At 66.9% G+C, this 26,004-nt stretch carries 26 protein-coding genes; 16 read left to right on the top strand and 10 right to left on the bottom strand.

Features of this window, described 5'->3' with window-relative positions:
* The first annotated feature begins 79 nt into the window (after window positions 1-79).
* The 3 genes from pstS (at window position 80) to AC5RUF_RS11485 (ending at window position 3,089) form a co-directional block, all read left to right on the top strand.
* Entirely contained in the window at window positions 80-1,168 is a 1,089-nt protein-coding gene (pstS, locus tag AC5RUF_RS11495) for a phosphate ABC transporter substrate-binding protein PstS (protein WP_494130645.1), read from the top strand.
* A gap of 125 nt (window positions 1,169-1,293) precedes the next feature.
* Complete coding sequence (locus AC5RUF_RS11490) at window positions 1,294-1,494, top strand: hypothetical protein (RefSeq protein WP_493997157.1); 201 nt, start codon at window positions 1,294-1,296, stop codon at window positions 1,492-1,494.
* 116 nt (window positions 1,495-1,610) lie between these two features.
* Complete coding sequence (locus tag AC5RUF_RS11485; protein WP_493997158.1) at window positions 1,611-3,089, top strand: mannitol dehydrogenase family protein; 1,479 nt, start codon at window positions 1,611-1,613, stop codon at window positions 3,087-3,089.
* A 15-nt stretch (window positions 3,090-3,104) separates the two neighbouring features.
* Here AC5RUF_RS11485 and AC5RUF_RS11480 read toward each other — a convergent pair whose 3' ends face one another.
* Together AC5RUF_RS11480 and AC5RUF_RS11475 are read right to left on the bottom strand one after the other, a co-directional pair.
* Entirely contained in the window at window positions 3,105-3,836 is a 732-nt protein-coding gene (locus AC5RUF_RS11480; protein ID WP_493997159.1) for an ANTAR domain-containing protein, read from the bottom strand.
* Between the two features lie 82 nt (window positions 3,837-3,918).
* Window positions 3,919-4,869 carry a lantibiotic dehydratase C-terminal domain-containing protein gene (locus AC5RUF_RS11475; protein ID WP_493997160.1) on the bottom strand — a complete coding sequence of 317 codons (951 nt, stop codon included), beginning with the start codon at window positions 4,867-4,869 and terminating at the stop codon, window positions 3,919-3,921.
* A gap of 417 nt (window positions 4,870-5,286) precedes the next feature.
* Between AC5RUF_RS11475 and AC5RUF_RS11470 the strand changes: the two genes are divergently transcribed.
* From AC5RUF_RS11470 to AC5RUF_RS11455, 4 genes are all read left to right on the top strand, one after another.
* Entirely contained in the window at window positions 5,287-6,837 is a 1,551-nt protein-coding gene (locus AC5RUF_RS11470) for an ATP-binding protein (RefSeq protein WP_494130644.1), read from the top strand.
* Between the two features lie 69 nt (window positions 6,838-6,906).
* A complete protein-coding gene (locus tag AC5RUF_RS11465) occupies window positions 6,907-8,052 on the top strand; it encodes a zinc-dependent alcohol dehydrogenase (RefSeq protein ID WP_494130643.1) in 1,146 nt (381 codons plus the stop codon).
* Between the two features lie 13 nt (window positions 8,053-8,065).
* Window positions 8,066-8,641: a hypothetical protein gene (locus AC5RUF_RS11460; protein ID WP_493998013.1), complete on the top strand. Its 576-nt coding sequence runs from the start codon at window positions 8,066-8,068 to the stop codon at window positions 8,639-8,641.
* A gap of 85 nt (window positions 8,642-8,726) precedes the next feature.
* Window positions 8,727-9,344 carry a DnaJ family domain-containing protein gene (locus AC5RUF_RS11455; protein ID WP_494130642.1) on the top strand — a complete coding sequence of 206 codons (618 nt, stop codon included), beginning with the start codon at window positions 8,727-8,729 and terminating at the stop codon, window positions 9,342-9,344.
* A gap of 5 nt (window positions 9,345-9,349) precedes the next feature.
* On the opposite strand, the gene AC5RUF_RS11450 is transcribed toward AC5RUF_RS11455, so the two are convergent.
* The 3 genes from AC5RUF_RS11450 to AC5RUF_RS11440 all read right to left on the bottom strand — a co-directional run bounded on the left by AC5RUF_RS11450 (window position 9,350) and on the right by AC5RUF_RS11440 (window position 12,800).
* Entirely contained in the window at window positions 9,350-10,390 is a 1,041-nt protein-coding gene (locus AC5RUF_RS11450) for a hemolysin family protein (RefSeq protein WP_493997926.1), read from the bottom strand.
* A complete protein-coding gene (locus AC5RUF_RS11445) occupies window positions 10,383-11,744 on the bottom strand; it encodes a hemolysin family protein (protein WP_494130641.1) in 1,362 nt (453 codons plus the stop codon). Before AC5RUF_RS11445 ends, AC5RUF_RS11450 begins: the two co-directional genes overlap by 8 nt.
* Before the next feature lie 543 nt (window positions 11,745-12,287).
* Entirely contained in the window at window positions 12,288-12,800 is a 513-nt protein-coding gene (locus AC5RUF_RS11440; protein ID WP_493997928.1) for a CarD family transcriptional regulator, read from the bottom strand.
* A gap of 501 nt (window positions 12,801-13,301) precedes the next feature.
* Here AC5RUF_RS11440 and AC5RUF_RS11435 point away from each other — a divergent pair.
* Window positions 13,302-13,796: an FBP domain-containing protein gene (locus AC5RUF_RS11435; RefSeq protein ID WP_494130640.1), complete on the top strand. Its 495-nt coding sequence runs from the start codon at window positions 13,302-13,304 to the stop codon at window positions 13,794-13,796.
* A gap of 69 nt (window positions 13,797-13,865) precedes the next feature.
* Here AC5RUF_RS11435 and AC5RUF_RS11430 read toward each other — a convergent pair whose 3' ends face one another.
* The gene (locus AC5RUF_RS11430; RefSeq protein WP_494130639.1) at window positions 13,866-14,444 is read right to left on the bottom strand and encodes a TetR/AcrR family transcriptional regulator; all 579 of its coding nucleotides are present in this window, start codon (window positions 14,442-14,444) and stop codon (window positions 13,866-13,868) included.
* 68 nt (window positions 14,445-14,512) lie between these two features.
* Between AC5RUF_RS11430 and AC5RUF_RS11425 the strand changes: the two genes are divergently transcribed.
* A complete protein-coding gene (locus AC5RUF_RS11425; RefSeq protein WP_494130638.1) occupies window positions 14,513-15,682 on the top strand; it encodes an MFS transporter in 1,170 nt (389 codons plus the stop codon).
* Here AC5RUF_RS11425 and AC5RUF_RS11420 read toward each other — a convergent pair.
* The gene (locus AC5RUF_RS11420) at window positions 15,679-16,518 is read right to left on the bottom strand and encodes a formate/nitrite transporter family protein (RefSeq protein ID WP_494130637.1); all 840 of its coding nucleotides are present in this window, start codon (window positions 16,516-16,518) and stop codon (window positions 15,679-15,681) included. The two genes, AC5RUF_RS11425 and AC5RUF_RS11420, sit on opposite strands and share 4 nt — an antisense overlap.
* A 179-nt stretch (window positions 16,519-16,697) precedes the next feature.
* On the opposite strand from AC5RUF_RS11420, the gene AC5RUF_RS11415 reads away from it, so the two are divergent.
* Window positions 16,698-17,447, top strand: a complete 750-nt coding sequence (locus tag AC5RUF_RS11415; RefSeq protein ID WP_493998587.1) for a response regulator transcription factor — start codon at window positions 16,698-16,700, stop codon at window positions 17,445-17,447.
* A complete protein-coding gene (locus AC5RUF_RS11410) occupies window positions 17,444-18,985 on the top strand; it encodes a sensor histidine kinase (protein ID WP_494130636.1) in 1,542 nt (513 codons plus the stop codon). Before AC5RUF_RS11415 ends, AC5RUF_RS11410 begins: the two co-directional genes overlap by 4 nt.
* On the opposite strand, the gene AC5RUF_RS11405 is transcribed toward AC5RUF_RS11410, so the two are convergent.
* Window positions 18,982-19,509, bottom strand: a complete 528-nt coding sequence (locus AC5RUF_RS11405) for a GNAT family N-acetyltransferase (RefSeq protein WP_494130635.1) — start codon at window positions 19,507-19,509, stop codon at window positions 18,982-18,984. The two genes, AC5RUF_RS11410 and AC5RUF_RS11405, sit on opposite strands and share 4 nt — an antisense overlap.
* Before the next feature lie 132 nt (window positions 19,510-19,641).
* Between AC5RUF_RS11405 and AC5RUF_RS11400 the strand changes: the two genes are divergently transcribed.
* From AC5RUF_RS11400 to AC5RUF_RS11380, 5 genes are all read left to right on the top strand, one after another.
* Window positions 19,642-20,931, top strand: coding sequence for a sensor histidine kinase (locus AC5RUF_RS11400; RefSeq protein WP_494130634.1), 1,290 nt, complete (start codon window positions 19,642-19,644; stop codon window positions 20,929-20,931).
* Window positions 20,924-21,619, top strand: a complete 696-nt coding sequence (locus AC5RUF_RS11395; protein ID WP_493996966.1) for a response regulator — start codon at window positions 20,924-20,926, stop codon at window positions 21,617-21,619. The genes AC5RUF_RS11400 and AC5RUF_RS11395 overlap by 8 nt, the downstream gene beginning before the upstream one ends.
* 42 nt (window positions 21,620-21,661) lie before the next feature.
* Window positions 21,662-22,474: a DUF1295 domain-containing protein gene (locus tag AC5RUF_RS11390; RefSeq protein WP_494130633.1), complete on the top strand. Its 813-nt coding sequence runs from the start codon at window positions 21,662-21,664 to the stop codon at window positions 22,472-22,474.
* A 111-nt stretch (window positions 22,475-22,585) separates the two neighbouring features.
* On the top strand, window positions 22,586-23,320 hold the full coding sequence (locus AC5RUF_RS11385) for a glucose 1-dehydrogenase (protein WP_493996964.1): 735 nt from the start codon (window positions 22,586-22,588) through the stop codon (window positions 23,318-23,320).
* Between the two features lie 100 nt (window positions 23,321-23,420).
* Window positions 23,421-24,047: a TetR/AcrR family transcriptional regulator gene (locus AC5RUF_RS11380; protein ID WP_494130632.1), complete on the top strand. Its 627-nt coding sequence runs from the start codon at window positions 23,421-23,423 to the stop codon at window positions 24,045-24,047.
* Between the two features lie 8 nt (window positions 24,048-24,055).
* Here the strand turns inward: AC5RUF_RS11380 and AC5RUF_RS11375 are convergent, their stop codons facing one another.
* Window positions 24,056-25,246 (bottom strand): alpha-hydroxy-acid oxidizing protein, encoded by a 1,191-nt coding sequence (locus tag AC5RUF_RS11375; protein WP_494130631.1) that lies wholly within the window; start codon window positions 25,244-25,246, stop codon window positions 24,056-24,058.
* Between the two features lie 58 nt (window positions 25,247-25,304).
* Window positions 25,305-25,952, bottom strand: a complete 648-nt coding sequence (locus AC5RUF_RS11370) for a GNAT family N-acetyltransferase (RefSeq protein WP_494130630.1) — start codon at window positions 25,950-25,952, stop codon at window positions 25,305-25,307.
* Window positions 25,953-26,004: the final 52 nt, after the last annotated feature.

Genomic DNA, 26,004 nt, shown 5'->3' with positions numbered 1-26,004 from the left:
CTGCACCTATCGGCGTTGGACGCCGCAGCCGCTTCCCTCGGAAGGACACCCTTTGCGCCCAATCGTTCCCGCCCGTTCCATGGCTACGGTGTTGCTGGCCACGCTGGCCCTCACCGCCTGCGGATCCGACTACCCGCTTGGCGATGCGCAGCGGGAAGCCGCCGAAAACAGCACCTCGAACCTCAGCGGTGTCCTGTCCGGCGCCGGATCCAGTGCGCAGGGCCCGGCCATGGACGCGTGGATCGCCGGCTTCGGCACGCTGCACCCCAAGGTCCAGCTGCAGTACTCCCCGGACGGTTCCGGCGCCGGGCGCAGTGCCTTGCTTGCCGGGGCCGTGAACTTTGCCGGTTCCGATGCCTATCTGCAGGACGAAGAAGAAGCGGAGGCCCGGGCCGCCTGCGGACCCGGCGGCGCGCTGGACATCCCGGCCTACATCTCCCCGATAGCCGTGGCCTTCAACCTGCCGGGCATCACGAGCCTGAACCTGGACGCCGGCACCATTGCACGGATCTTCCGCGGCGAAATCCAGGCCTGGGACGACCCGGCCATCGCGGCCCTCAATCCGGGCGTGGACCTGCCGGCAACCCGGATTACCCCGGTCAGCCGAGCAGATGATTCCGGTACCACCGAAAACTTCACCGAATACCTCCACGAGGTGGACCCGGAGGCCTGGCCCGAGGCACCCTCCGGCACCTGGCCCGGCGGCCTGCAGGGCGAAAACGCGCAGGGCAGTGCCGGCGTCGTCAGCACCGTTACGCGTACCGAAGGTGCGGTGACCTATGCCGATGACTCGGTAATCGACGAGTCCATGGGCACCGCCAACCTTCAGGTAGGCGGGGAATTCGTACCGATCAGCGCCGAGGCTGCCAGCACCGCCGTCGAACAATCCACCCGGGTCCCGGGACGCAGCGAGCATGACATTGCGCTGCAGCTGGACCGCAAGACCACGGCGCCCGGCGCCTACCCGCTGGTACTGGTGTCCTACCAGATCTACTGCAGCTCCTATGAGGACGCCGGCGTGGTGGAACGCGTCCGGACCTTCGGCGAGTACGTGGTCAGCGAGGAAGGCCAGCAGGCATCCGCAGACGCAGCCAAGAGCGCCCCGCTGCCCGAATCCCTGGCCGAACAGGCCCGTGACGCCATGGAATCCATCACCGTCCGAAAGTAGTCATCGGGCGGCGGCGCCGTACCGCCAAGTAGGGCCCTGCCCCCGCAACTGCTCTTGCTGTACCCTCTTGCGCCCCTTTCCGGCCGGTGTCACCGTGGATTTACGCAACGCTGAAGGGGGCTGCTGTGGAACCCATCCGCATCGAACGCTGGTGGCCGTACCTGGACGGGTCGGCCAAGGACTGGCTGAGGCACAACATCCGGCAGGACGGACTGCCGCCGAAAATACAGGATCGGATTGCCGAAGCAGGCGGGCCGGTCATGGACCCGATCCTTGCCGAACCGGACTGGGCCTTCATCGAACTCGATGCCCAGACGGTGGAGTAGGGCGAACGGGGGCACAGCCGCCCTGGTTCCGTCCGGGCAGTACGCGCCGTTCGGACCCGTGCCAAGCACCGGAGGGACCTGCTAGATTGGCCGGACCTCCGGCCTAAGGCGGCGTTATGAGCAAACTCAGCGAAGAGTCCCTTCCCGACCTCCCGCCGGGCGTGGCGCGTCCCGGCTACGACCGGTCGCAGTTGCGCACCGGCATTGTGCACTTCGGAGTCGGCGGCTTCCACCGGGCGCACCAGGCGATGTACCTGGACACCCTGATGAACCAGGGCAAGGCGCTGGATTGGGCGATCTGCGGCGTGGGGGTGCTGCCCCAGGACGCAGCCATGAAGAGTGTGCTGGACGGCCAGGACTGTTTGTACACACTGATGCTGAAGTATCCGGACGGCCGCAGGGAAGCCCGGGTGATCGGTTCAATTGCCGAGTACCTTTACGCTCCGGAGGACCCGGAAGCCGTTATCGAAAAGATGGCACTGCCCGGCACGCGCATCGTCTCCCTGACCATTACGGAGGGCGGCTACAGCATCAGCGACACCACGGGCGAATTCGACGCCGCTACGCCCGGGGTTGCTGCGGACCTGGCTTCCGGGGCGGTGCCGTCGGGGGTTTTCGGTCTGGTGACGGAGGCCTTGCGCCGCCGCCGGGACCGGGGGCTGGGTGCGTTTACCGTGATGTCCTGCGACAACATTCCCGGCAACGGCGAGGTGGCGAGGAAGGCCTTCGGAGAGTTTGCGCGGCTCAAGGATCCGGCGCTGGGGGAGTGGGTGCTGGCGAACGTGTCCTTTCCCTCCTCGATGGTGGACCGGATCACGCCGGTGACAACGGATGAGGACCGGGCGCTGCTGGCCCGGGAGTTCGGGGTGGAGGACGGCTGGCCGGTAGTCTCCGAGGACTTTGTGCAGTGGGCGTTGGAAGACACCTTCGGGCTGGGCCGGCCGCCCTGGGAGGACGCAGGCGTCAGTGTGACGGCGGACGTGGAACCGTTTGAACGGATGAAGCTGCGCCTGTTGAACTGCGGCCACCAGGGACTCGCCTATCTGGGCTACCTGGCCGGCTACCGCTATGCGCACGAAGCCGTCGGGGATCCGGAGCTGGCACGGTTCCTGCTGGATTACATGGATCAGGAAGCAACCCCCACCCTGCTGCCCGTTCCCGGGGTGGACCTGCCCGCCTACAAGCAGCGGCTGCTGGAACGGTTCGGCAACGAGTACGTCCGCGACACCCTTGCCCGGCTGTGCGCGGAAAGCTCGGACCGGATTCCCAAGTGGCTGGTGCCCGTGGTGCGGGAGAACCTGGCGCACGACGGCGAAGTGTCCCGTTCCGCGGCGATCATCGCGGCCTGGGCCCGCTACGCCGAGGGGACGGATGAAGCGGGTGAACCCATTGAGGTGGTGGACCGCCGGCGGGAGGAAGTGATGGCGGCTGCTTCCCGAAACCGGGAGGATCCCCTGGCCTTCGTTTCCCAGCCGCAGTTCTTCGCCGACCTCGCCGGCGACCCCCGGTTTACCGGCCCCTATCTGGCTGCTTTGGAGACGCTGCACCGGGACGGAGCTCGGGCCGCGGTGGCGCACCTGGTGAACGGCGGGTAGGCCCTCGCCGCGAGGCTAATCGACGAAGTGGGTTTCCACGGTCTCGGAGGTGACCGAGCTGATCACGCGGGTGGCCAGCTCCCGCAATTTGATGTTCCGGTTGCTGGAGGCCCGGCGAAGGATGCTGAAAGCTTCCTCCTGGCTGCATTTGTTCTGGGCCATCATGATGCCCACCGCCACATCGATAACGGTGCGGGCTTCCATGGCGGAACGCAGATGGTCGGCGGTGCTTTTGTGCCGGCTGATCTGGACGGCCAGTTGCAGCGTGGTGGCCGCACCCGCGGCGAAGGCCTCCGCCGCGGAAACCACTTCGGGAGTGAAGTAGCCCGGGTCGCGGGCGTACAGGTTCAGTGCCGCGCCGCCGTCGTTGCCCAGGATCAAGGGAACGCCCAGGATTGAGTAGATTCCGCGATCCTGGATGGCCTCGGCGTATTCCGGCCAGCGGGGATCCGTCCGGACATCCTCCACCACGATGGTTGTGCCGGTGCGGGACGCCCGCAGGCACGGCCCGTCCCCAAAGCCGTACTGGACCTCGTCCAGGGCCCGGGCGGTCTCGCTGCTGCTGGCAACGGTGGCGCCCTCTTTGTTCCGCAACAGCGTCACCCCCACCAGCACCTCCGTATCCGTGCTGAAGAGCTCGGCGGCGTGGGAAGCCAGGGCTTCGAGGAACAACTCCACCGACTCTGTCTGCAGGATAATCTGCTGAAGTTCGGCAGCGACGGAGTGCTGCTCCGGGACAAGATTCATGAGCAGATTCTATCGTTGCGTGCCCCTCTTCCGTGCGGAACCGGCCCGGGCTGCGGCCGGTTCCGCGGTTACGGGCATCCGGTCAGAGGGAATCAGCCAGCTCCGCTTCCTTCTCCCGGCTCCAGGTCCGCGCATAAACGCCGATCAGGGCTTCCTGGCGGAGGGTGAACCCGAGCCGGTTGAGCAGGCCGTGCGCCTGGTAGACGGTCAGGTGCTGGGCACTGCGGCTGGCGCCGGCCTTGTCCGCCCGGTACAGGTAGGTGTCGATGGCCCGCAACCAGCGGCGCCGCCAGTTGGCGACGGCGGACTCGGAGGCGGTGGCAATCATCAGGCGGTGGACGGGCATCAGCTGGGCCTGGGCCTGCGCGCCGGTGGCTTTCTGCACGCCTGCCGCCCGCGGGTCCGATGCAGTGCAGCTGTGCAGGTGGCTGTCCCAGTAGTACTCCCAGGAGACCCTGCGGCGGTCCGGCCAGGTGGAGGCCCGCGGACCCCTCATCATGGCGTACGCGGAATCGAAGAGGAGCAGCGAGGCCAGGGCCGATCGGTTCTGCGCCTTCGGGAAACGAGCCGTTGCCCAGAGGCAGAGATCGGAGGACAGCTCAAACACCTCTTCCGCCAGGGCGAGCCCTTCCACTCCGCCGTACCGAGCCAGATCCGCCTCCACCCAGGGAAGCAGGGCCTCCGTGCCAACCGTCCGTTCCAGCACCGGCTCGCTGAACTCCTGTTCCTGGGCCATGCTCCGGACCGGGTCCCCGGATTGCTCCTGCAGGGCGCCGAGCAGGGACTTGAGCCGGTCCAGCGTCTCCGGCGGACCGAGCACGCGCAACCGCACCTGCGCGTTGGGCGGCTGCATTCGCCGGGTATAAAACCATCGTTGGGTCCCCCACAGCCGGGCCTGGGCGACAAGGGGAGTGACAAGTTCGCCGATGATCCGGTCAGCGAGGTCGAAGCTGCCGGCGTCAACGGAAAGGTTCCACCACAGCAGCTGGGGGGAGTGTCGGGAAGGGATGCGGAGTGAGGTTGGCTGGCTCATGGCCATCCTTTCGGTGCGCGGTTCATGCTGGACCACCCCTGCCGGTGACGCCTGCTCTCAGCGTGTCCCGGGAAGGAAGTCTTTCCCACTCCGGAGGGCCGTGTCCACTGCCCGGGGAACCTCTCGCCGAAGACTGTCCTACCCTCTGCCACGTGACAGATTTTGGGGTACCATCTCCTGTCTGCCAGACACCGAATCCGGGCCGCCGGCCCGTCGGCGTCCGCCTGTGCCGTGCAGTAAAAACGCGGCGCCACAGCAGCAAACAACAGCAACAAAAGGCCGTGAAAGGCGCGTCACATCCATGCCGCCGAGGAGCCGGCTGATAAGTTCACTTACCGGTGAATTGCGAAACCGGGAAAGTACTTCCCGGCCAGTAAATCATCAGGCTATTTATCTGTTCCTCCCCCAAAGGTCCACATGCACATTCTTTCCCGCTGCTTCCCGCCTCGTGGCCCGCGGCGGCGGTCAGTTCCGGACGCGTCCACGCTTTTCCACCAGTCCCCGTCCGGCTATGCGGTGCTCTCCGCGCAGGGGGTCATTGAGGAAACCAACCACACCTTCGCCGCCTGGGCGGGCAGGACCCGCAGTGCCCTGGCCGGAACCGCATTCTCAGACCTGCTCGCTGCGGACAGCGTGGATGAATACCGGCGGTGGGCGGCGGCACTGCAGGCCGGCGGTGGGGTTGTTCCCACCCTTCCCGTCGACTTCCAGAGCCCCGGTGGCCAGCTGCTTCCGGCACTGTTGGCCGGTGCCCGCAGCCCGCGGAGAAACCTGGACCTGATCAGCATTCTTCCCGACCCGGGACGGCCGCTGCAGGAGAGCAACCTGGTCCAGGCCCGCCGGCAGGCCGAGACCGCCGAAGCGGCCCGCGGCGCAGCCGAACTGCGTGCCCGGGAGCGGGAATCGCTGCTGCAGGCGGTGCTGGACACGGTCGACGTCGGCGTGCTGGTGGTGGACCGGGACGGCCGGGAAATCATGGCGAACGCCCTGATGGAGAGCAGCCGCGCGGGGGCGGGGACGGGCGAGATGGCCGGCCCGGCCGGTTCCGCGTGGCCCGTGTACGGTCCGGACCGGACTACGCCGCTGCCGGACAGCCGGCGGCCGATCCGCCGCGCCATTGCAGGCGAGTCCTTCTCCGAGGAGATTTTCTGGGTGGGCACCGGCCAGGGACAGCTGGCGGTCAGCGTCTCGGCCCGGACCGTCCGGGGCGGCGGCGACTTCAAGGGATCCGTCCTGGTGTTCAGCGACGTCACCCAGCTGGTCCGGGCGCTGGCCGCCCAAAGCGAGTTTGTCGCCAACGTTTCCCATGAACTGCGCACCCCCCTGACCTCCATCCTGGGCTATTTGGACATTGCGCTTGACGGCGGTGAGGAGCTGCCGGATCCGGTCCGCTCTGCCCTGGGTACAGCGGTGAGGAACGCCGAACGGCTGCTGCAGCTGGTGACCGACTTGTTGTCCGTGGCATCCGGCAGTGCGTCCCTGGAGGCGGAGGAAGCAGACCTGGCGCCGGTAGTGCGGGCCGCCGTCGATTCCTTCGGACCGCGGGCACGGGTGAACGGGGTGGATTTCAAAGTGGAGCTGCCACCGGTCCTTCCCGCCGTGGCCGACCCGAAGCGGATCCGGCAGGTGCTGGAAAACCTGGTCTCGAATGCGGTGAAGTATTCGCCCGACGGCGGCACGGTAGAGGTCAGCGGCAAACTTGCGGCGGGGAGGGTGATCATTGAGGTGGCCGACAGCGGCATGGGAATGACCGCGGAGGAGCAGGAAGCGGCCTTCACGCCGTTCTACCGTTCGGGGCGGGCCCTCACCGCAGCCATTCCCGGAGCCGGGCTGGGCCTGGTTATCAGCCGCCGGATCGTGGAGGACCATGGGGGCAGCCTCTTGGTCCGCAGCGAAAAGGGCAGCGGCACGGCCTTTACCGTCAGCCTGCCCGTGGGCGGGCCCGACACGGGGTTGCAAAGCTACTAAGTCTGCTTATGGTTAACGTGCCCGGGGGTGCACCCCTGACGTTAATCATTCCGGCAAGGAGGCGCCCCAGTGCGAGCAATGGTGTATCGAGGACCGTACAAGGTCCGGGTGCAAGAAAAGGACCGGCCGCGCATCGAGCATCCCAACGATGCCATTGTCCGGGTCACCCGTGCGGCCATCTGCGGGTCGGACCTGCACCTGTATCACGGGCTGATGCCGGACACCCGGGTCGGGCACACGTTCGGGCACGAGTTCATCGGCGTGGTCGAAGAGGTGGGCTCCTCGGTGCAGAACCTCAAGGTGGGGGACCGGGTGATGGTCCCGGCCAACATCTACTGCGGCTCCTGCTTTTACTGCGCGCGCGGGCTCTACTCCAACTGCCACAACGTCAACCCCAACGCCACCGCCGTCGGTGCCCTCTACGGGTACTCGCACACCACCGGCGGCTACGACGGCGGCCAGGCCGAGTACGTGCGCGTGCCGTTCGCCGACGTCGGGCCCTCCATCATCCCGGACTGGCTGGATGACGAGGACGCGCTGATGATGACCGATGCCCTGGCCACCGGCTACTTCGGGGCCCAGCTGGGCGACATCACCGAGGGCGACACCGTGGTGGTCTTCGGAGCCGGGCCGGTGGGCCTGTACGCGGCCAAGTCCGCCTGGCTGATGGGAGCCGGGCGGGTGATCGTGATTGACCACTTGGATTACCGGCTCGAGAAGGCGAGGTCGTTCGCCCACGCCGAGACCTACAACTTCACCGAGTACGACGACATTGTGGTCCACATGAAGAAAATCACCGACTATCTGGGCGCCGACGTTGCGATTGACGCGGTGGGCGCCGAAGCGGACGGGAACCTCCTGCAGCACGTGACCAGTGCCAAGCTGAAGCTGCAGGGCGGTTCACCGGTGGCGCTGAACTGGGCGATCGACTCGGTACGCAAGGGTGCCACCATTTCCGTGATGGGTGCCTACGGGCCGATCTTCAGCGCGGTCAAGTTCGGTGACGCCATGAACAAGGGCCTGACCCTGAACATGAACCAGGCGCCGATGAAACGGCAGTGGCCGCGCCTGTTCGAGCACATCCGCAACGGCTACCTCAAACCCAGCGAAATCATCACGCACCGGATACCGCTGGAGCATATTGCCGAGGGGTACCACATGTTCTCGGCCAAGCTGGATAACTGCATCAAGCCCATCATCATTCCCGGCTCCTAAGGAAAGGACCGCCATGGCCTACACGCCGCAAAAGCCCACCCTGACCCCCACGAGCGAGGAACTCCGTGCCCGCATCCCGGGCTGGGGCGCGGACCTGGATCCCAAGGACCGCCCGCAGGTGCCCAAGCTGCAGTTCGACCCCACGCTGAGCGGCGCACACTGGGAGTTTCCCGAGCGGCAGGAGGAAAAGTATCCGCGGGAGCGCTCGATCGAGCACAAGTTCCTGACGCCGGTCTTCGGTACTTCCGCCCCGCCCAAGGGTCTCTCCGGAGTGATCCGCCGCTACGCCTATGCCCGGCACAGCGAGGCCAAAGCCATGCACTGGCTGCTGCTGATCGCCGCCGACCGGGTGGATGCCGTGGAGAGCCATCTCGCCTCCTTCGCTACCCTGCATCCGGATAATCCGATCACCGAAACCGGCGTGCTCAGCGAGTTTTCCCGGCACGGGTATTCCTCGCGGGCTGGCCGCAAGCGCGCGGACGTCAACCACCAGTGGATCGATCCGATCCTGGTCGGCGGGCCGTGGCTGCTTGCCGGCGCTGGATTGGCCGCCGCTGCGGGTGCTCTCCTGCGGCGGTTGCGCCGGTAGGCATTGGCGGCCGTATTGCCTGCCTTAGCCGCCGGCCGGAATACTGGTGGGGACGTATTTTCAAGCCGGAAGGCGGTGTCGGGTCATGGACGGCAGGGGCGTTGAGCAGTACCGGCGCCGGATGGAACGTGCGGCACAGTTGCGTGCTGCCGGTGCCGGCGGCGGGCTGGACAGCGAGGACATAGAGCAGGCCGCGGCCGAAGAGGAACTGCAGCGCAAGCGCCGGCAGGTGGACGACGCCGCCCGGGCGGATTACCTGGTCCGCGACGCCATGGCGCGGGGCGACTTCGACAACCTGAAGTATGCCGGGAAACCCATCCCCGGCCTGGGCGACGGGCATGACCCGGACTGGTGGATCAAGGGACTGCTGCAGCGCGAGAACGTCACCGGGCTGGGTCCCGCCGCAATCCTCCTGCGTACCGAGGATGCGGAACTGGATGCCCGGCTGGACACCAAGTGGAGCGAAAAACAGGTCCGCGAGATTGTCGAGGACTTCAACGCCCGGGTCATCAACGCCCGCCGCCAGTTGGAAGGCGGTCCGCCGGTGGTGACGCGCACGCGCGACGTCGGGCAGGAAGTGCAGCGCTGGCGTGAGCGGAAGGCCGCTGCCGCCCGGAAAACCGCCGAAAAGGAAGCCGCCGCCGCCCCGGAAGCGGAGCAGCGGCGGCCGTGGTTCCGGCGGCGTGGCCGGCGCCAGGCGTAGTACGCCTAGACCGTGGTGGCGTCGTGGACTTCGCCCACCAGTTCCTCGATGATGTCCTCCAGGAACAGCACGCCGGTGGTGTTGCCCTCGGCGTCGAAGACCCGGGCCACGTGCGCGCCGGTGCGGCGCATGGTGGCAAGGGCGTCCTCCAGCTCGCCGCCCCGGTAGGCGGAGGCCAGGCGGCGGATCCGCTTGGCCGGCACGGAGGCGGTGAACTCGTCCGGCGTGGTCAGGTCCATCACGTCCTTAAGGTGCAGGTACCCGTCCGGGTCCCCATCCTCGTTGGTGAGGATGTACCGCGAGTAGCCGTGCGTATCCACGGCCTGCTGCAGGTCCGCCGGTGCAGCGGTCCGGGGCAGCAGGACCATCCGGTCAATGGGGACCTCGACGTCGGCCACCGTCTTCTCGGTGAATTCGAAGGCCGCCGTCAGGGTGCCGCTGCGGTCCGAAAGCACGCCGTCACGCGTGGACTGCTCCACGATGTTGGCCACTTCGTCCAAGGTGTAGGCGCTGGTGGCCTCGTCCTTCGGTTCCACCTTGAACAGGCGCAGCACGCCGTTCGCAATACCGTTCAGTGTCCAGATGACCGGACGGACAACGCGGGAAACCATCACCAGCGGCGGTGCCAGCAGCAGGGCGGCGCGGGTGGGCACCGAGAAGGAAATGTTTTTCGGCACCATTTCACCGACCACCACGTGCAGGAACGTCACCAGCAGCAGCGCCACCACAAAGGCGATGATCCCGATGGCGTCAGCAGACAGCGGGGTCAGGCCCAGTGGGATTTCCAGCAGGTGGTGGATGGCCGGTTCGGAGACGTTCAGGATCACCAGGGAGCAGACGGTAATGCCCAGCTGGCTGGTGGCCAGCATCAGGGTGGCGTGCTCCATGGCCCACAGGGTGGTTTTGGCGGCCTTGCTTCCGGCTTCGGCCTTGGGCTCGATTTGGGAGCGGCGGGCCGAGATGACGGCAAATTCGGCGCCGACGAAGAACGCGTTAACCACCAGCAGTACTACGAGCCAGATGATTCCGGGCAGGTATTCACTCATGGGTCAGGTCCTTGGTCAGCGAGTCGACAATGCGGTCATGGGCACTCACGGGTACCTCCAGGGAGCCCGAGGGCGTGAACTGGAGGCGTTCGATATGGTTCCGGACCACCCGCTCGACACGGAGCGTGCCGCCGTCGATCTCCACTTCGTCACCCAGTTCCGGAATGCGGTCCAGCTGGTCGGTGACGAATCCCGCGATCGTGTCGTACTCCTCGCCGTCCGGCACCTGGACGCCGGTGCGTTCCAGCAGCTCGTCCGGCCGCAGTGCGGCGTCAAAGGTGATGGAGCGGCCGGTGCGGACCACGCCCACCCGGGCTCGGTCGTGCTCGTCTTCAAGTTCGCCGACGATTTCCTCGACGAGGTCTTCCAGGGTCACGATGCCGGCGGTGCCGCCGTGCTCGTCGGAGACAATGGCCACCTGCAGGCCCTGCGCGCGCAGCAGCCCCAGGAGGGTGTCCACGCCCATGGATTCGGGAACGTGCAGCGGCTCCACCATCAGTTCGGCAGCGGTAACGGAACCGCGGCCGGACAGGGGGACTCCGAAGGCCTGCTTGACGTGCAGCACGCCGAGGATGTCGTCGGAATCGCGGCCGATCACCGGGAAACGGGAATAGCCGGTGGCGGTGGCTACCGCCACCACCTGCTCGGCAGTGTCCGTTTCATGCACCGTGCGCATCCGGACCCGGGGTGTCATAACGTCCGCCGCGCTGTGCTCGGCGAATCGGAGCGTGCGGTTCAGCAGCACGGCGTGGTCCAGGTCCAGGACGCCTTCCAGTGCCGACCGGCGGACCAGGGAGCTGAGCTCTTCCGCGCTGCGGGCGCCGGAGAGCTCCTCTTTGGGCTCGATGCCGAAGGACCGGATGATCGCGTTTGCCGTGTTGTTGAACAGCAGGATCACGGGCTTGAACACTGCGGTAAAGACGGTCTGGAAGGGAACCACCAGCTTGGCAGTGGCCAGCGGCAGAGCCAGGGCGAAGTTCTTCGGGACCAGCTCACCGATGATCATCGAGAAGATGGTCGCCAGGAAGATGCCGATCACGGCCCCGACGCCGGGCACTACGCTTTCCGGGACGCCCAGCGCGGTGAGCGGGGAGCGCAGCATGGAACTGATTGCCGGTTCGAAGGTGTAGCCGGTGAGGAGGGTGGTCAGCGTAATGCCGAGCTGGGCACTGGACAGATGGGTAGAGGTGATCTTCAGTGCGTTGATGGTGGGATTAAGCCGTTTTTCACCCTTGTCGCAGCGGGCTTCCAGCTCCGCGCGGTCCAGGTTGACGAGTGAAAACTCGGAGGCGACAAACAGTCCGGTGCCGACGGTGAGGAGCAATCCTACGCCGACCATGAGCCATTCATACATGGGGCTGCCCCTCTCTCATAAAAGCCGGTGCAGCCGGAGTAAACACGGTCTGCAATTCGGTTAAGACGGGGAGGGGCATGGGTTTATGTGAAGGAGGGTCATCCATAGTCCAAGGAATAATACCGGAACTCGCTGGAAGGCGTTCCAAGGTTTTTCTCAGGTTCCGTCCGGCCGCAGCCGCACCGCAGGTCAGCGCCGGCCCTGGCCCTGGCCGTAAGTGGGCTCCCGGTTGGTGGAACCGGCCACGCGGTGCTGGCGGACCAGACAGAACGGGTCATACATTTCGATCCCCAGCCGGCCGGTGCCAGGCACAGGTTGGCAGAAGCAGGTGCAGGGAAAGTTCACGGCCGCCTTTCCGGGCCCCGGAAGCAGCAGGACCCTCGAATGTCTTCCGATCCGCAAGGAACGGTTTCCGTAGAGATGCCGGAAATCCGTTCTCATTCCTTGATACAACCGGAGGCGCGCAGAGACCAAAACGGGGCCCCGCGCCGTCCGGTCGGACGTGAGCAGGACCCCGTCTCCCGCGCCGGGGACGACGAACGGCTAGCTGCTGGCCAGCTCCGGCTCTCCGGCGGCTTCCATCAGTACTGAGTCCAGGAGGTCGCCGGCTTCCTCCGCGGTCGCCGCGCGGGCCAGGGCGAGTTCGGACACAAGCAGCTGCCGGGCCTTGAGCAGCATCCGCTTTTCTCCGGTGGACAGCGGGTGGGTCCGCTCACGGCACCACAGGTCGCGGACCACTTCGGCAATCAGGTGCAGTTCGCCGGTGGCCATCTTGCCTTCGTTGGCCTTGAACCGGCGCGACCAGTTATCCGGCTCCATGCCCGCCGGGCCGCGCAGGACGGCGAACACGGCCTGGACGCCGTCGTCATTGATGACGCTGCGCACGCCTACGTCTTCGGCATTGTCCACCGGCAGCTTGATGGTGAGTTCGGTCGCGTGCACGCGGAACGTCAGGGTCTCGCGCTCAACTCCCTTAACGGTCATGGGTGAGATATCGGTGACGGTGACGGCGCCGTGGTGCGGATACACCAGGGTCTGCCCAACGGTGAAATTCAAGATGACGTCCCTCTGTTCAGATGGTTCCGAGCTCGTTCGGAAGCGGGCTCCAAAGACCGGGATAACTGCCTGGCGGTGCGGGCAGACGGGCAATCGAGAAGGAGTCGGGTTCCAGGCGAGGGGGCGTTGAACTGCCGGAAGGGGTTGACATACGGCCAACACGGGCAGACCGTGGCCTCCACGCTGTGCCGCCAGCATATCCCCCCTGCGCAAGTCCCCCCTGTTCCGCCGCGGGGCAGCGGGTGGCCAACGGGGCGGTACGGACTCATCCAGGGTTTGCGGCGCGGCCGGTCCGGCACGTGTCCGGTCCGGCAGGGGCCCGCGGGGGAGGGGGCCTCCTGCGGTTGCTAAGATTGCGCGGTGGTCAACATGATGTGCGCGCGCGCCCGCGTGGCGGAGGGGCAGGTGGGCTGCGTGCCCTGCACTGCGCCGTCCCCTGCCTTCCGTCCCTGACGCGCCGAGGTGCGCCCTTTACTGCTCACGAAAGCACAGATAAACATCATGGAACCCCTGTCGGAATCCGCTATCCGCAAGTCCTTTATCAATGCCACCCGCTCCGAGGTGGCCGCTATGAACCTGCCTATCGGCTTTGAAAACATCACCTGGGAAACCCTGGACCAGCTTGGCTGGCGTGACCACAAGATGCCGCAACGGGCGTATCTGGTCCTTCCGTTGGACGGGAAACCCGTAGGCGTACTGCTCCGCGCGCCGGAACTGAGCGCCCCGAAGAACCGGCGGGTGCTGTGCGCGCTCTGCCAGGACGTTTTCTCAGAGGAGGAAGTCTTCCTCTATGTGGCTCGCCGCGCGGGCCAGCGGGGCCGGGACGGCAACACCGTCGGCACGCTCATCCACGCCGACTTCACCTGCTCCGTGAACGTGCGCGCACCCGTTCCGCCCACACCCATCCACCCGGATCCGGACGCGGTCATCGCGGAGCGGATCGCGGGACTGCGTGAACGCACGGAACTGTTTGTGCGCAACATTCTCGCAAAGTAGGGAACCCCCGGGGCCTCCCCTGTGGAAAGACCCCGGGTCCCGGCACGGACGGCCTTCGTCCGTGCCGGGTTAACCGCCCGCGGCCAGGACGGCCCGGGCGGCGGCACGCGCGTACCGGACCGGTTCTGCCGGTTGGCCGCGTAGGAGGCTGCTCAACACGCCGTTGTAGAGCAGCAAAAGCGCGGCAGCCACACCCTCCGGATCCCGGTAGCCGCCGTCGCGGGCCAGTTCGACAAGGCGCCCGGTGACCAGCCGGGTGTCCGCGGCCACCAGGTCGAAGACCGGGTCGCTGGCGCCGGGCTCCGGGGCAGGCCGTTCCGAGGCGGTGGCGAGGAAACAGCACCACTGCGTCGGTCCGGCTGCCGCGCGGAAGGTCTCCACGGCGGAGAAGATCGCCAGCAGGCGTTCCTGGGCGGAGTCCGCGCGGGCAATGGCGGCATCCCAATGGACCGTCCAGGCGTCCAGCCGCCGGGAAAGCACCTCCCGCAGGAGGTTGTCCTTGGCCCCGAAGTGCTTGTAGAGGGTCACCACGGATACGCCCGCAGCTGCGGCCACTGAATCGACCCCGGACGCGGTGATGCCGGTGGTGAAGAACAGTTGTTCGGCGGCATCGAGGATGCGTTCACGGGTTTGCTGGGGAACTGGCATGCCATTAGTGTAACGACCGTTACACTGAAACGGACGTTACACCCAGCCCGGGGAGTGAAATGAGCCAGATGACCACAACACGCGGTGACGCAGGCCCTGGCGTCGCCGTTGCCGGAATGCTGCTGATCGCTGCCACCTACGGGATGGCCCGGTTCGGGGTAGGGCTGTTTGCCCCGGCGCTGGCTGCCTCCCGGCCGGAGCTGCTGGGCGTGCTGGGCTGGGCCGCTGCAGCGCAGTTCACCTCCTATTCGGTGGCCGCGCTGGCGGCGGCCCGCCTGGTGGACCGGCATCCCCGGACGGGGCTGGTGCTGGCCGGGGCTACCGCCGCTGCCGGCTGTCTGGGCGTGGCCGTGGCCACGGACCCGGCCGTCTTTGTGCTGGCCGTGCTGGTGGGCGGCCTCGGCGGAGGCTTTGCATCCCCGGCGCTGGTGCCGGTCCTGGATGCACTGGTGAAACCCGAAGCGACGGCGACGGCGCAGTCCATCGCCAACGCCGGCACTGCCGTGGGCGTGATCGGCGCCGGCCTGCTCGTTTTTGCCGTTCCGTCCATCGGTCCGGCCTGGGTCCTGATGGCCGTCATCTGCGGACTGTCGGCAGCGGCGGCACTGTATCCGGTGCGTTCACGCTCCACGGCACGGACGCGGACGATCCCGCGGAGACCTCAGGGGCGGCCGGATTCCGCCGGGCAGGCGGCTCCGTGGCGGGCCCTGCTGGTTCCGGCTGCCGCCGCCCTGGTGGTCGGAGCCGGATCCGCCCTGACCTGGACCTTCGGCCCGCTGCTGGTCAGCGAGGCGGGTGCCGTGTCCGGCGGCAGGGTCGGTTGGCTGTGGATAGCCCTTGGCGCCGGCGGCCTGCTGGGCACCCTCACCGGCCGGCTGGTGCAACGGATCGGGTTGCGCGGCGGCTGGGCCGCGTGTGCCGGCGCGCTGGCCCTGGCTACCGCCGTCGTCGGCCTGTCCGTAGCCACCGGCAACGCGGCCGCGGCGTATGGGGGCATGGCGGTTTTCGGTGCCGGCTATATGGCGATGTCCGCCGTACTGATCCTGTGGGCGCGTTCGGCCTGGCCCCGGCGTGCCGGTGCGGGCACCTCGGTCCTGTTTATCGCCCTGGCTACCGGGCAGGCCGCGGGGTCGGCCGCGGCGGGTGCAGGGCTGGAAATCGTGGATCCTGTGCTCCTGGCCGCGGCGGCGGCCGGGCTCTGCGCCGTCGGCGGAGCGGCAGCCACAATCAGGCGCTAGGCATCGCGGTGTGCGGCGTCCGGATCCTCGGGCGCCTCCCGGCGCCGCTGCACAAGCAACTCCTTGGTACGCAGGAGGCGCAGGGCAGTGACCAGGACCAGGCCGCCCACCATGTTGAACAGCAGGGTATAGCCGAACCAGTCGAGCCATTGCAGATAGGTGATCCCCGCGCCCGACTGGATGGCCCCGAAAATGAGCAGTGAATCCAGGATCGAGTGGAACAGTTGCAGCCCGGCGAGCAGGAAGCCGCCAATCACTGTTGCCACAATCTTGGCCGGATCCGATGACGTCCCCTGCTGCATGCGGCTCATCAGCGTGATGGTGCTGCCGCCCAGCACAGCCAGGGCCACCGTCTGCAGCGAGAAGGGGGCGTCGGTGAAGTGCCGTGCCGACTCGGCCACGGTCGGCTCCCACTGCGGAAACGCCTGCATGACAATCCACATAAAGATCCAGCCGCCGGCCAGGTTGGCCACCAGGGTTCCGCCCCATAGCTTGCCCAGCTGCTTGACGCTGCCTTCTTTCGCGACGACGGCGGCAACGGGCATCAGGAAGTTCTCGGTGAAGAGCTCGCTGTGGGCAAGGAACAGGGCGATCAGCCCTGCGCTGAAGGCGACGCCTGCCAGGAGATGGTCACCGGTCTGATGCATCACCGCCAGATAGGCCATCACGCCGAGTCCCACTTCGAGGCCGCCGAAGAAGCCGGTGACCAGGATGGTGCGGAAAGTCCGGTGCAGCCGTTCGCCGCCTTCCGTGACCGTGTTTTCAAACGATTCGTGCAGTTCGTCTTCCACCGGTGCCTCGGATTCCCCGATTTCCCTGCGGCGTTCCTCGCTCATGGTGTCCTTCCCTTCCGAGGGCGTGCTGGTAAAACCATAAGCCTGCTGAGGAAATGTTGCGCCGGGCGCTCAGGTACGGCACAGTTTCGGAACAGGTTCGGTCAACGCCCGGCATGCCCAGTGGGTGCCAGGCTCCACCCGGGCCGGCTGAAGGCCACCTGAGCCAAAGGAAACCATCCATGGCAGACGCTTCCTCCTCTTCGCCAGCAGGCAACCTCCCGCGCCTGGCCCATCTGGACGGCAGTCCCATCCGGGCGCTGGTGGTGGACGATGAGACGAGCCTTGCCGAGCTGGTCGGCATGGGCCTGCGGATGCTGGGGTGGAACGTGCACACGGCACCGGACGGACTCCGGGCCGTTGCCGATGCACGGGAGTTCCGTCCGGACGTCCTGGTGCTGGACATTATGATGCCCGGATTGGACGGGCTGGAGGCCCTGAAGAGGATCCGGACTTTTTCGCCGCAGGTCCCGGCCCTGTTCCTCACTGCGAAGGATGCCGTGAAGGACCGGATATCCGGGCTCGCCGCCGGTGGAGACGACTACGTGACCAAGCCGTTCAGCATGGAGGAACTGATGCTCCGGCTGCACCGGCTGGTGCAGCGTTCGGGGGTGGCGGCGTCGGACTCTGCCGAACTGGTGGTCGGGGACCTGGTGATGAATCTGGAAACCCGGGAGGTCGCCAGGGACTGTGAGGAGATCACCCTCACCCACACGCAATGGGAACTGCTGCGCTACCTCATGGAGAACCCGAAGCGGGTCCTGAGCAAGGCGCAGATCCTGGCCAACGTCTGGAAGTACGATTTCGGCGGACAGGCGAACATCGTGGAACTGTACATCTCCTACCTGCGGAAAAAGATCGACGCCGGACGCCCGCCGATGATCCACACCGTCCGCGGCGTGGGCTACGTCCTCAAGCCGGCCCCCGCGTGAGCACGCTGCAGAAAGCTGCATCCCGGCGGCGGTCCGGCTTCCGCAGGCACCCCCTGCGCACCAAGCTCATTTTGGCCACCCTGGCTCTCCTGACCGTAACCTGCGCGGCCATCGGGGTGTTCAGCCACCTGGCCATGAGCCAGTACCTCACGGGGGTGCTCGACGACGGCCTGGAACGGGCGGCGGGCCGGGCCGGCTTCCGTGAGGGTCCCTCACCAGCGGAGAAGCCGGCGCCCACGCGGGCGATCGGCGGCCCGCGGGTGCACCTACCCAGGACGGATAATCCGACGGTGGGCCAGCGCCCGGGGTCCCTGAACGCCGTGTTCGTTGACGGGGAGGCCGCCCGGTCCAGCCTGGCGCTTGAGGACGGGGTGGCCGAACCGCTGACCGGGGACGATCTGGCGATGCTGGCGGCCATAAACCCTGACCACGGGCCCGAGGACCTGGCCTTGTCCCAGGGACACTACCGGGTGGACGCGTTCCCGGCGCCGCACGGTGCGGAGAATCCCGACGCGGTGCTGGTGACCGGACTCTCCACGGCCCAGCGCGACAGCACGCTGGCTTCCCTGGATCTCTCCTTGGCGGTGCTGTCCCTGATAGGACTGCTGGTGACCGGCGTGGCCGGAACCGTGATCATCCGCCGCTCGCTGCGTCCGCTCGACCAGCTCGCCGAGGTGGCCACCTCGGTCTCGAAGCTTCCGCTGGCCTCGGGGGAGGTGGAAATCCCCGTCCGGGTGCCGCCGTCCGCAGCGCAGCCCGGGTCCGAAACAGGCACCGTGGGACTGGCACTGAACGGGATGATCGACCACGTCACCAATGCCCTTCGGGCCCGCCAGGCCAGCGAGATGAAGGTGCGCCAGTTCGTGGCGGATGCCAGCCATGAACTGCGCACGCCGCTGTCCTCCATACGGGGATACACCGAACTGGTCCTGCTCAGTGAACAGGTCAGCCCGGCGGGGCGGTCCGCCCTGGAACGGGTGGACAGCGAATCCAAACGCATGTCAGCCCTGGTGGAAAACCTGCTCCTGTTGGCCCGGTTGGACGAGGGACAGCGGGGGGAACCATCCGATGTGGACCTCAGCGAGCTGGTGGTGGAGGCCGCCAGCGATGCACAGGTGGCGGCGCCGGAGGACCAGTGGATCCTGGCGCTTCCGGATGAGCCGGTGCTTGTCCGTGCCGTCGAATCCGAACTGCGCCAGGTGCTGATCAACCTTCTCTTCAACGCCCACAAGCACACGCCGCCGGGAACCCGTGTGGAGATCAGCCTGCATACCACCGGGGTCGAAGCGGTCGTGGCCGTCACCGACAACGGGCCGGGTATCGCCCCGGAGTTTATGGACTCACTGTTCTCCCGGTTCAGCAAGGCGGATTCCGCCCGGACCGGTACCGCCCGCGGGGCGCCCAGCAGCGGTCTGGGCCTGGCCATCGCGCAGGCGCTGCTTGCTGCCAACGGCGGCACCATCGACGTTGAAAGCCGCCCCGGGCGCACCCGGTTCACCGCGGCGTTGCCCCTGCCCGGTTTCGGACCCCGGCGCTAGTCCAGCTCGATCCAGTACCGGCGGGCGCCTTCCCTGCTGTCCTCGTAAACCCCGCCGTTCTTCTCGATGACGGCCCGGGACCCGGCGTTGTCCTCGGCACAGGTAACCAGTACCCGTGACATGCCCAGCCCGCGGGCCACCGGCAGGGCCTGCTGCAGCGCACGTGTGGCATGTCCCTGCCGTCGTGCGGAGGGCCGCACGCTGTAGCCGATGTGGCCGCCCTGCTCGAAGAGGAAGTCATTCAGGGTGTGCCGGATGGCGAGGGACCCGAGGAACTCCTCACCCTCCACCAGCCACAGATAGGTGCAGGGCACAAACTCCTCCGGACGGGGCGTCTCCGGCAGCCGGTCCGCTACCAGCCCGTCGACGAAGGCCGCAAAATCCCCGGAAATTTCCGTGCGGATGCGTTCGAGCGGGTTGTCGCCGTACACGCCTGAGCCGTCCATGTGCGCGCCGCGGAATTCTTCGGCCGCAGCCAGCCAGCTGTTCCGGAAACGGGCATCGGGGGTAATCAGGTTTGCCATTCGGGAATTCTACGGCCGATTCTTTGGATGCGTTAATGCGAAATCAGCCAAATGGACAGGATTCCCAGCCGCCGGGATGAAAGACTGCGCTTTCACTCGAAAGCCGTAAAGGGGCGGGATAGCTTCGGTGCCATGACTCAATTGCTGAACAACACGCGTATCTGGGGTGCGCCTGCTGCTGCCCTTCTCTTCCTGGTGCTTTGGTCGACAGCCCAAAGCCACCGGATGTACGACGGGTTTTTCCAATGGCACGGTGTGCTCCCGTTGCTGGCCTTCACGTTGGCTATCGGGCTTGCTTCACGCGTGCCTTACGCCGCTCTGCTCATTCCCGGACTGGTCCTCACCGCACAGCTTCTCCGGGCAGTACCGCCTTTGGAATCCAACAGCTGGCCCATTTACCTGGCCTGGGCCGTTGTCCTCTTTTTTGTAGCGCTGTCAGGAGATAAATGGCAGCGGGTGGCAGGAATTGCCGCAGCGCCTTTCCTGGCCGGAGCCATGGCCTATCTGATGCTGAACCGAAGCTATTCGCATGGAATCGGGTGGCTGCCGGTCGACAATGCCTCGCGGGATACCATGCGGGATTTCTGGATGCTTTATTCCTCTTTCCTGCTGGTTATTTTCGCTGCGGCGTGGCTGGCGGGACACGCAGCGCGCAGCTGGGAGGAACGCCGCACCCTGTCCGCGGAACGGACGGCAGCAGTGGACAGCCTGAAGGCCACCGAAGTGGATCTGATCGTGGAGCAGGAGCGGACCCGCATCTCCCGCGACCTGCACGACGTGCTGGCCCACTCGCTGGCCGTGATCGCGGCGCAGGCGGACGGCTCCCGGTATCTGGGCAAGGACCAGCCGCAGCCGGTGCTGGATGCACTGGAGAACATTGCCTCGGCCGCCCGCCGCGCCCTGACCGACGCCCAGCGGGTGATCGAAGGGGTGGGTGACGGCGGTTCCGCGCTGCCCCAGCCCCGGCTGGCGGACATAGATGAGCTCCTGGAGCAGCAGGGCAACAGCCTGCAGGTGGAACGCACTGAATCCGGATCGCCGGTGGACCTGCCGGAGGGCCAGCAGCTTGCGGTGTTCCGGATAGTGCAGGAATCCCTCACCAATGCATTGCGCCACGGCGGTGCCGGTACTCGCGTTACGGTGCACCTGGATTGGAGCGGTCCCGGGCTCTCCCTGCAGCTTGCCTCCTATGCGGCCCGCCCGGCATCGTCCGCTGCCGGGAACAACGGGAGCCCGACGACGGCCGGAACCGGGCGCGGCATCGCCGGGATGCGGGAGCGGGCCCATCTGGCCGGCGGTTGGCTGACGGCCGGACCGGACGGCGAGAGCTTCCGGGTGAGTGCGTTTCTGCCCTATGGGCTGGCTGTCAGCGCGCCCGGTGCTGAGATTTACGCCGCGGAGCTGGTTGGCGCAGATGAGTGAGGCTGCCTTGGAAGCCGCGCACGCGCCGATCAGTGTGGCCCTGGTGGATGACCAGCCCCTGTTCCGTACCGGCATCCAGATGCTGGTGCGCTCGCAGTCGGATCTTGTCTATTGCGGCGGTGCAGGTAACGGGATGGAGGCGGTGGAACTGGCCGAAACCGCGCGTCCGGATGTGATGCTGATGGATCTGCGGATGCCGGTGGTGGACGGGATCACCGCCACCCGGCGGATCATGGCTGCTGCCGACGCGGACGGACGGGACCGGCCGAAAATCATTGCTTTGACAACCTTCAACCGGGACCAGGCGGTGGTGGAAGTGATCCGTGCCGGTGCCAGCGGCTACCTGCTCAAGAGTGCCGAGCCGGAATTCCTGCTTTCCGCCATCCGTACCGTCTACGCCGGCTACTCGGTGGTTGCCCCCGGCTCCGCCCATGACCTGTTTGCCCACCTGACCCGTTCCGCGGAGCCGCCCGAACCGGATCTGGAAGCCATTGCCGGCCTGTCGGCACGCGAGAAGGACGTGTTTGTGCTGGTGGCGAAGGGTTTGAGCAACGCGGAAATTGCTGCCGGTGTTTTCCTTTCCGAGGCCACGGTGAAAACACACATCCGCCGGATCCTGGACCGGCTGGGTCTGGCCACACGCATCCAGCTGGTGGCATTTGCCTACGAACACCGCCTGATGGGCTGACAAGGCTCCCGCACGGAGCAGCGCCCTGCGTATCCTCCAACAATGGACCCGCTCCGCGTGTGCCTTTGGATATGTGCCGCCGCCTGCGCCGGCACATGGCTGCTTTCCCTCGCCACCCGGGAGTATTCCTGGACGGACCGGATCTGGTCAGTGGCGCCGCCGGTCTATTTGTGGGTGTTCGCTGCCGCTTCCGGCGGGGATGCCCGCGTGGTGCTGATGGCTGTCCTGGTGACGCTGTGGGGTGCCCGGCTCACCTTCAACTTTGCCCGGAAGGGCGGGTACGCACCCGGTGGTGAGGACTACCGGTGGGGGATCCTGCAGGCCCGTCTGCGGCCGTGGCAGTTCCAGGCCTTCAACCTGGGCTTCATCAGCATCTACCAGAACGTGATCATCTGGTTCATGACGCTTCCCGTGCTTACGGTATTCGGGCATCCCGGGCCCCTCACGGCCTGGGATGGGGTGCTGGCCGTGCTGTTCCTGGCCGCACTGGCCGGCGAGACCGTTGCCGACCAGCAGCAGTGGAATTTCCAGCAGTGGAAAAAGTCCCAGCGGGCAGCCGGGCGCACGCCTGAACCGGGCTTCCTCTCCTCCGGACTCTTCAGGTTTTCCCGGCACCCGAACTTCTTCTTCGAAATTGCCCAGTGGTGGCTGTTCTACGGGTTTGCCGTTGCAGCAACCGGCTCCTGGCTGCATTGGACCGTGCTGGGCGCCGTCCTGCTGACCCTCCTCTTTGCCGGTTCCACGGCGTTCACCGAGAGTATTTCGCGCTCCCGCTATCCCGCGTATGCCCGCTACCAGCAGCGGACCTCCGCGCTGGTGCCCCTGCCGCAGCGGACGCGGCCGGCCCTTCGCTGACACCGACGGCGCATCTGTCTCCTCAGTCACATTTGCCCCACCCGGGAATGCGGATTTCTTCTACAGGTGTTGAATAAGGCAGGATAAGAACCACTCAGAAGGAGACACGTAATGGGACGCGTAAGCGGCAAAGTAGCACTCATCAGCGGCGGCGCACGGGGCATGGGTGCCTCACACGCCCGACTGCTGGTGGCAGAGGGCGCCAAGGTAGTCATTGGCGACATCCTCGACGAGCACGGCAAAAAGACTGCCGAAGAGCTCGGCGACAATGCCCGCTACGTGCACCTTGACGTCACCAGGGCCGATGACTGGGCCGCAGCGGTCCGGACCGCGGTCAGCGAGTTCGGCGGACTGGACGTGCTGGTCAACAACGCCGGCATCGCCAACTTCGGGCACATCGAGGACTACAGCGTTGAGCAGTGGAACGCGATTGTGAACATCAACCTCAACGGCGTCTTCCTAGGCATCAAGGCCGCCATTCCGGCACTGAAAGAGTCCAAAGGCGGCTCGATCATCAACATCTCCTCCACCGCCGGCCTGCAGGGCTTTGTGGAGCTGCCGGGCTACACGGCCACCAAGTACGCGGTGCGCGGGCTGACCAAGTCGGTAGCCCTGGACCTGGGCAAGTACGGCATCCGCGTGAACTCCGTGCACCCCGGCGTCATCAAGACGCCGATGACCGAGGGTATGGAGAACCCCATGAACCACGTTGCCCTGCACCGCATGGGCGAAGCGGAAGAGGTGTCGCAGATGGTGCTGTTCCTGGCCAGCGACGATTCCAGCTTCTCCAGCGGCGCGGAGTTCGTGGTCGACGGCGGCGAAACGGCAGGACTGGCCAACCACTAAGCCAGTGCATCTACAAAAGCTTGCGGCGTCCCCCAGCGCCGCGGCACGGAAGGGCCTTGCTTCGGCAGGGTCCTTCCGTGTATCTGCAAAGATTGGATTTATGCCAGCAGAACAACCCAGGCCCCTTCGGCGCCCCTGCCCGGAGGAACCGCGGACCGCACGCACGCGGCAAGCGCTGCAGACGGGCCTGTGGGAGCTGCTGCGGGACCATGAACTGGCCGACATCAGCGTTTCCGCGCTGTGCCGGCAGGCCGGGGTGCACCGCACCACGTTCTACGGGCACCACCGGAACATTTTCGACTTTGCCGCCTCCGTCTACGCGGGCCTGGTGGACCGGCTGGGCACCGTGGATCTGGACCAGCGCGGAACCGGCCGGACGGTCGCGGAAATCGGCGAGCTGTACGTCGACTCCATCCGGCAGATCCTGCAGCACACCAAGGAGGAGCAACGGGTCTACCGCGCCCTGTTCCATACCGAGACGTTCCTGGGCGTCCTCGTCGAGGACCTGCGGATGCGGTTTGTCCTGGCGCTGGACGTCTGGCAGGCACACGGTGTGCTGCCCGACCTGAACCTCGAGGCCACGGCGGGGTACCTCGGCGGGGCCTACGCCTCCTGGTTCGAACAGTGGGTCATCAGTGACGACGACGACGTCGAGGCCTGGCTTGGCTCGCTGCGGACCCTCCTCCCGTACTGGTGGCCGCGGGAGGGTTTCCCGCCGGCCCCCTGAAAGCCTCCTTACCGGCCGGAGCCACCCTGGCCAGATGATTCCCAGAGCCGGTGCAGGGACCCCCGCAGCGAGGCCAGGTCCGGGTAACCGTTGACGGCCATGGTCAGGTCCGCCTCGGCGAGCAGGCTGCGCATGACATGGGAAACACCTGCCTGTCCGCCCACCGCCAGCCCGTAGACATAGGGGCGTCCGATGCCCACCGCCGTTGCGCCCAGGCCGATCGCCCGCAGGGCATCGACGCCGGAACGCACGCCCGAATCGAAAAGAACCGGGGCGCCGTCGGCCGCTTCCACCACGCCCGGGAGGCAGTCAATGGCCGGAATGCCGCCGTTGGCCTGCCGTCCGCCGTGGTTGGAGCAGTAAATGCCGTCCATGCCGCCGTCCAGCGCCCGCCTGGTGTCCTCGGGGGAGCAGATGCCCTTCAGGATGATCGGCAGCGACGTCAGGGACCGGAACCAGGCCAGATCGTCCCAGGTCATGGTGGGATTGCCGAACAGGGATGCCCAGAGCATTACCACCGCCGCGGGATCGGCGGAGCCCTGCTCCGCAAGCAGCTTCCGGAACCGGTCATCCGCCAGGTAGTTGGCCAGGCACTGACCCGAGAGCATGGGCAGATAGGCGGCGGTGAGATCGCGCGGCCGCCAGCCGTTGACCCAGGTATCAAGGGTGATGACGATGCCCTTGTAGCCGGCCGCTTCGGCGCGGTGGACCAAGCTTTCGGCCAGTTCCCGGTCATCCGGCGGATACAGCTGGAAAAAGCCGGCGGTGTCCCCGGCCGCCGCCCGGACCTGTTCCAACGGCGCGGAGGCCAGGGTGGAGGCCACCATGGGGATCCCCAGGGCGGCCGACGACGCCGCGGTGGCCAGGTCGCCGTCGTCCGCCACTGCGCCCAGCACGCCCACGGGGGCAAAGAACAAGGGGGAGGCGAAGCGGTGTCCGAACAGTTCGATGCCCAGGTCGCGCTGCGCCGCGCCCACCAGCATGCGCGGCATGATGCCGAGCCGGTCGAAGGCTGCCACATTGGCCCGCTGCGTGTGTTCATCCCCGGCGCCGCCGGCCACGTAGCCCAGGATCCGGGCATCCATCACGGTTTGGGCCAGCTCCTCGGTGGCGGCAAAGCCGATGGGCAGTTCCGGCACCACGCCCCGTGCGCCGTTCATGTAGATGCCGAGCTGGTAGTCGCCGAAGTTTGCGCTCACGTTTCGTCCCTCGCTTCCGTCCCGGCGCCGCCGCCGGGAAGCTGTTGTGGCCGAAATGCTACCCGCGGCCGCCGGTCCCGCCGCCGCGACCCGCTGGGGCGGTGAACCGGTGCAGCCGGTCTTCGAGGCCGGAGCGTACCTGCGGCCATTCTTCGGCCAGGATCGAGTACACCGCGGTGTCCCGCCAGCTGCCGTCGGCGCGCCGCCGGTCCCGGCGTCGGATACCTTCAAAGGCCGCGCCCAGCTTGCTGATCGCTGCCCGCGAGCGGGCGTTGCGGGAATCCGCCTGGATGGTGACCCGTCCGAACCCGGCGGCAAAGGCATATCCCAGCAACAGCAGCTTGGTTTCGGCGTTCACTGCCGTGCCCCACACAGCGGGCGCATATGCCGTCCAGCCCAGCTGCAGCGACTCGGTGGCCGGGTCAAGGTCGGCCAGGCTGCTGGTGCCCACTACCGGCCCGGCACCGTCCCCGCCGAGCCGGCGGACCGCAAACGGCAACTCGTTCCAACGGTAGAACGTGCGCGCCCATTCGGTGAAGGCGTCCAGGTCCGCGCGGAGACCGGCAGGCCCGCCGCCGTAGCCGCCGGCGAACACCGGGGGTGCCGCGATGGCGCGGTGCAGGTCCGGCAGGAGGTCCGCCGTGAGCGGTTCAAGCCGGACAAACCGCCCTTCCAAGACGGTCGGGAGGGGGCGCATGGCTGTCATGGCGCCAGTCTGGCATACCGCCGCCGTTCCCTTCGGTTCCCGCCCGGCCGGG

It is taken from the genome of Arthrobacter sp. Y3224198, assembly GCF_059090025.1.
Note: the sequence above shows the minus strand (reverse complement) of the source record. Positions and strands in the feature narration are given on the sequence as shown.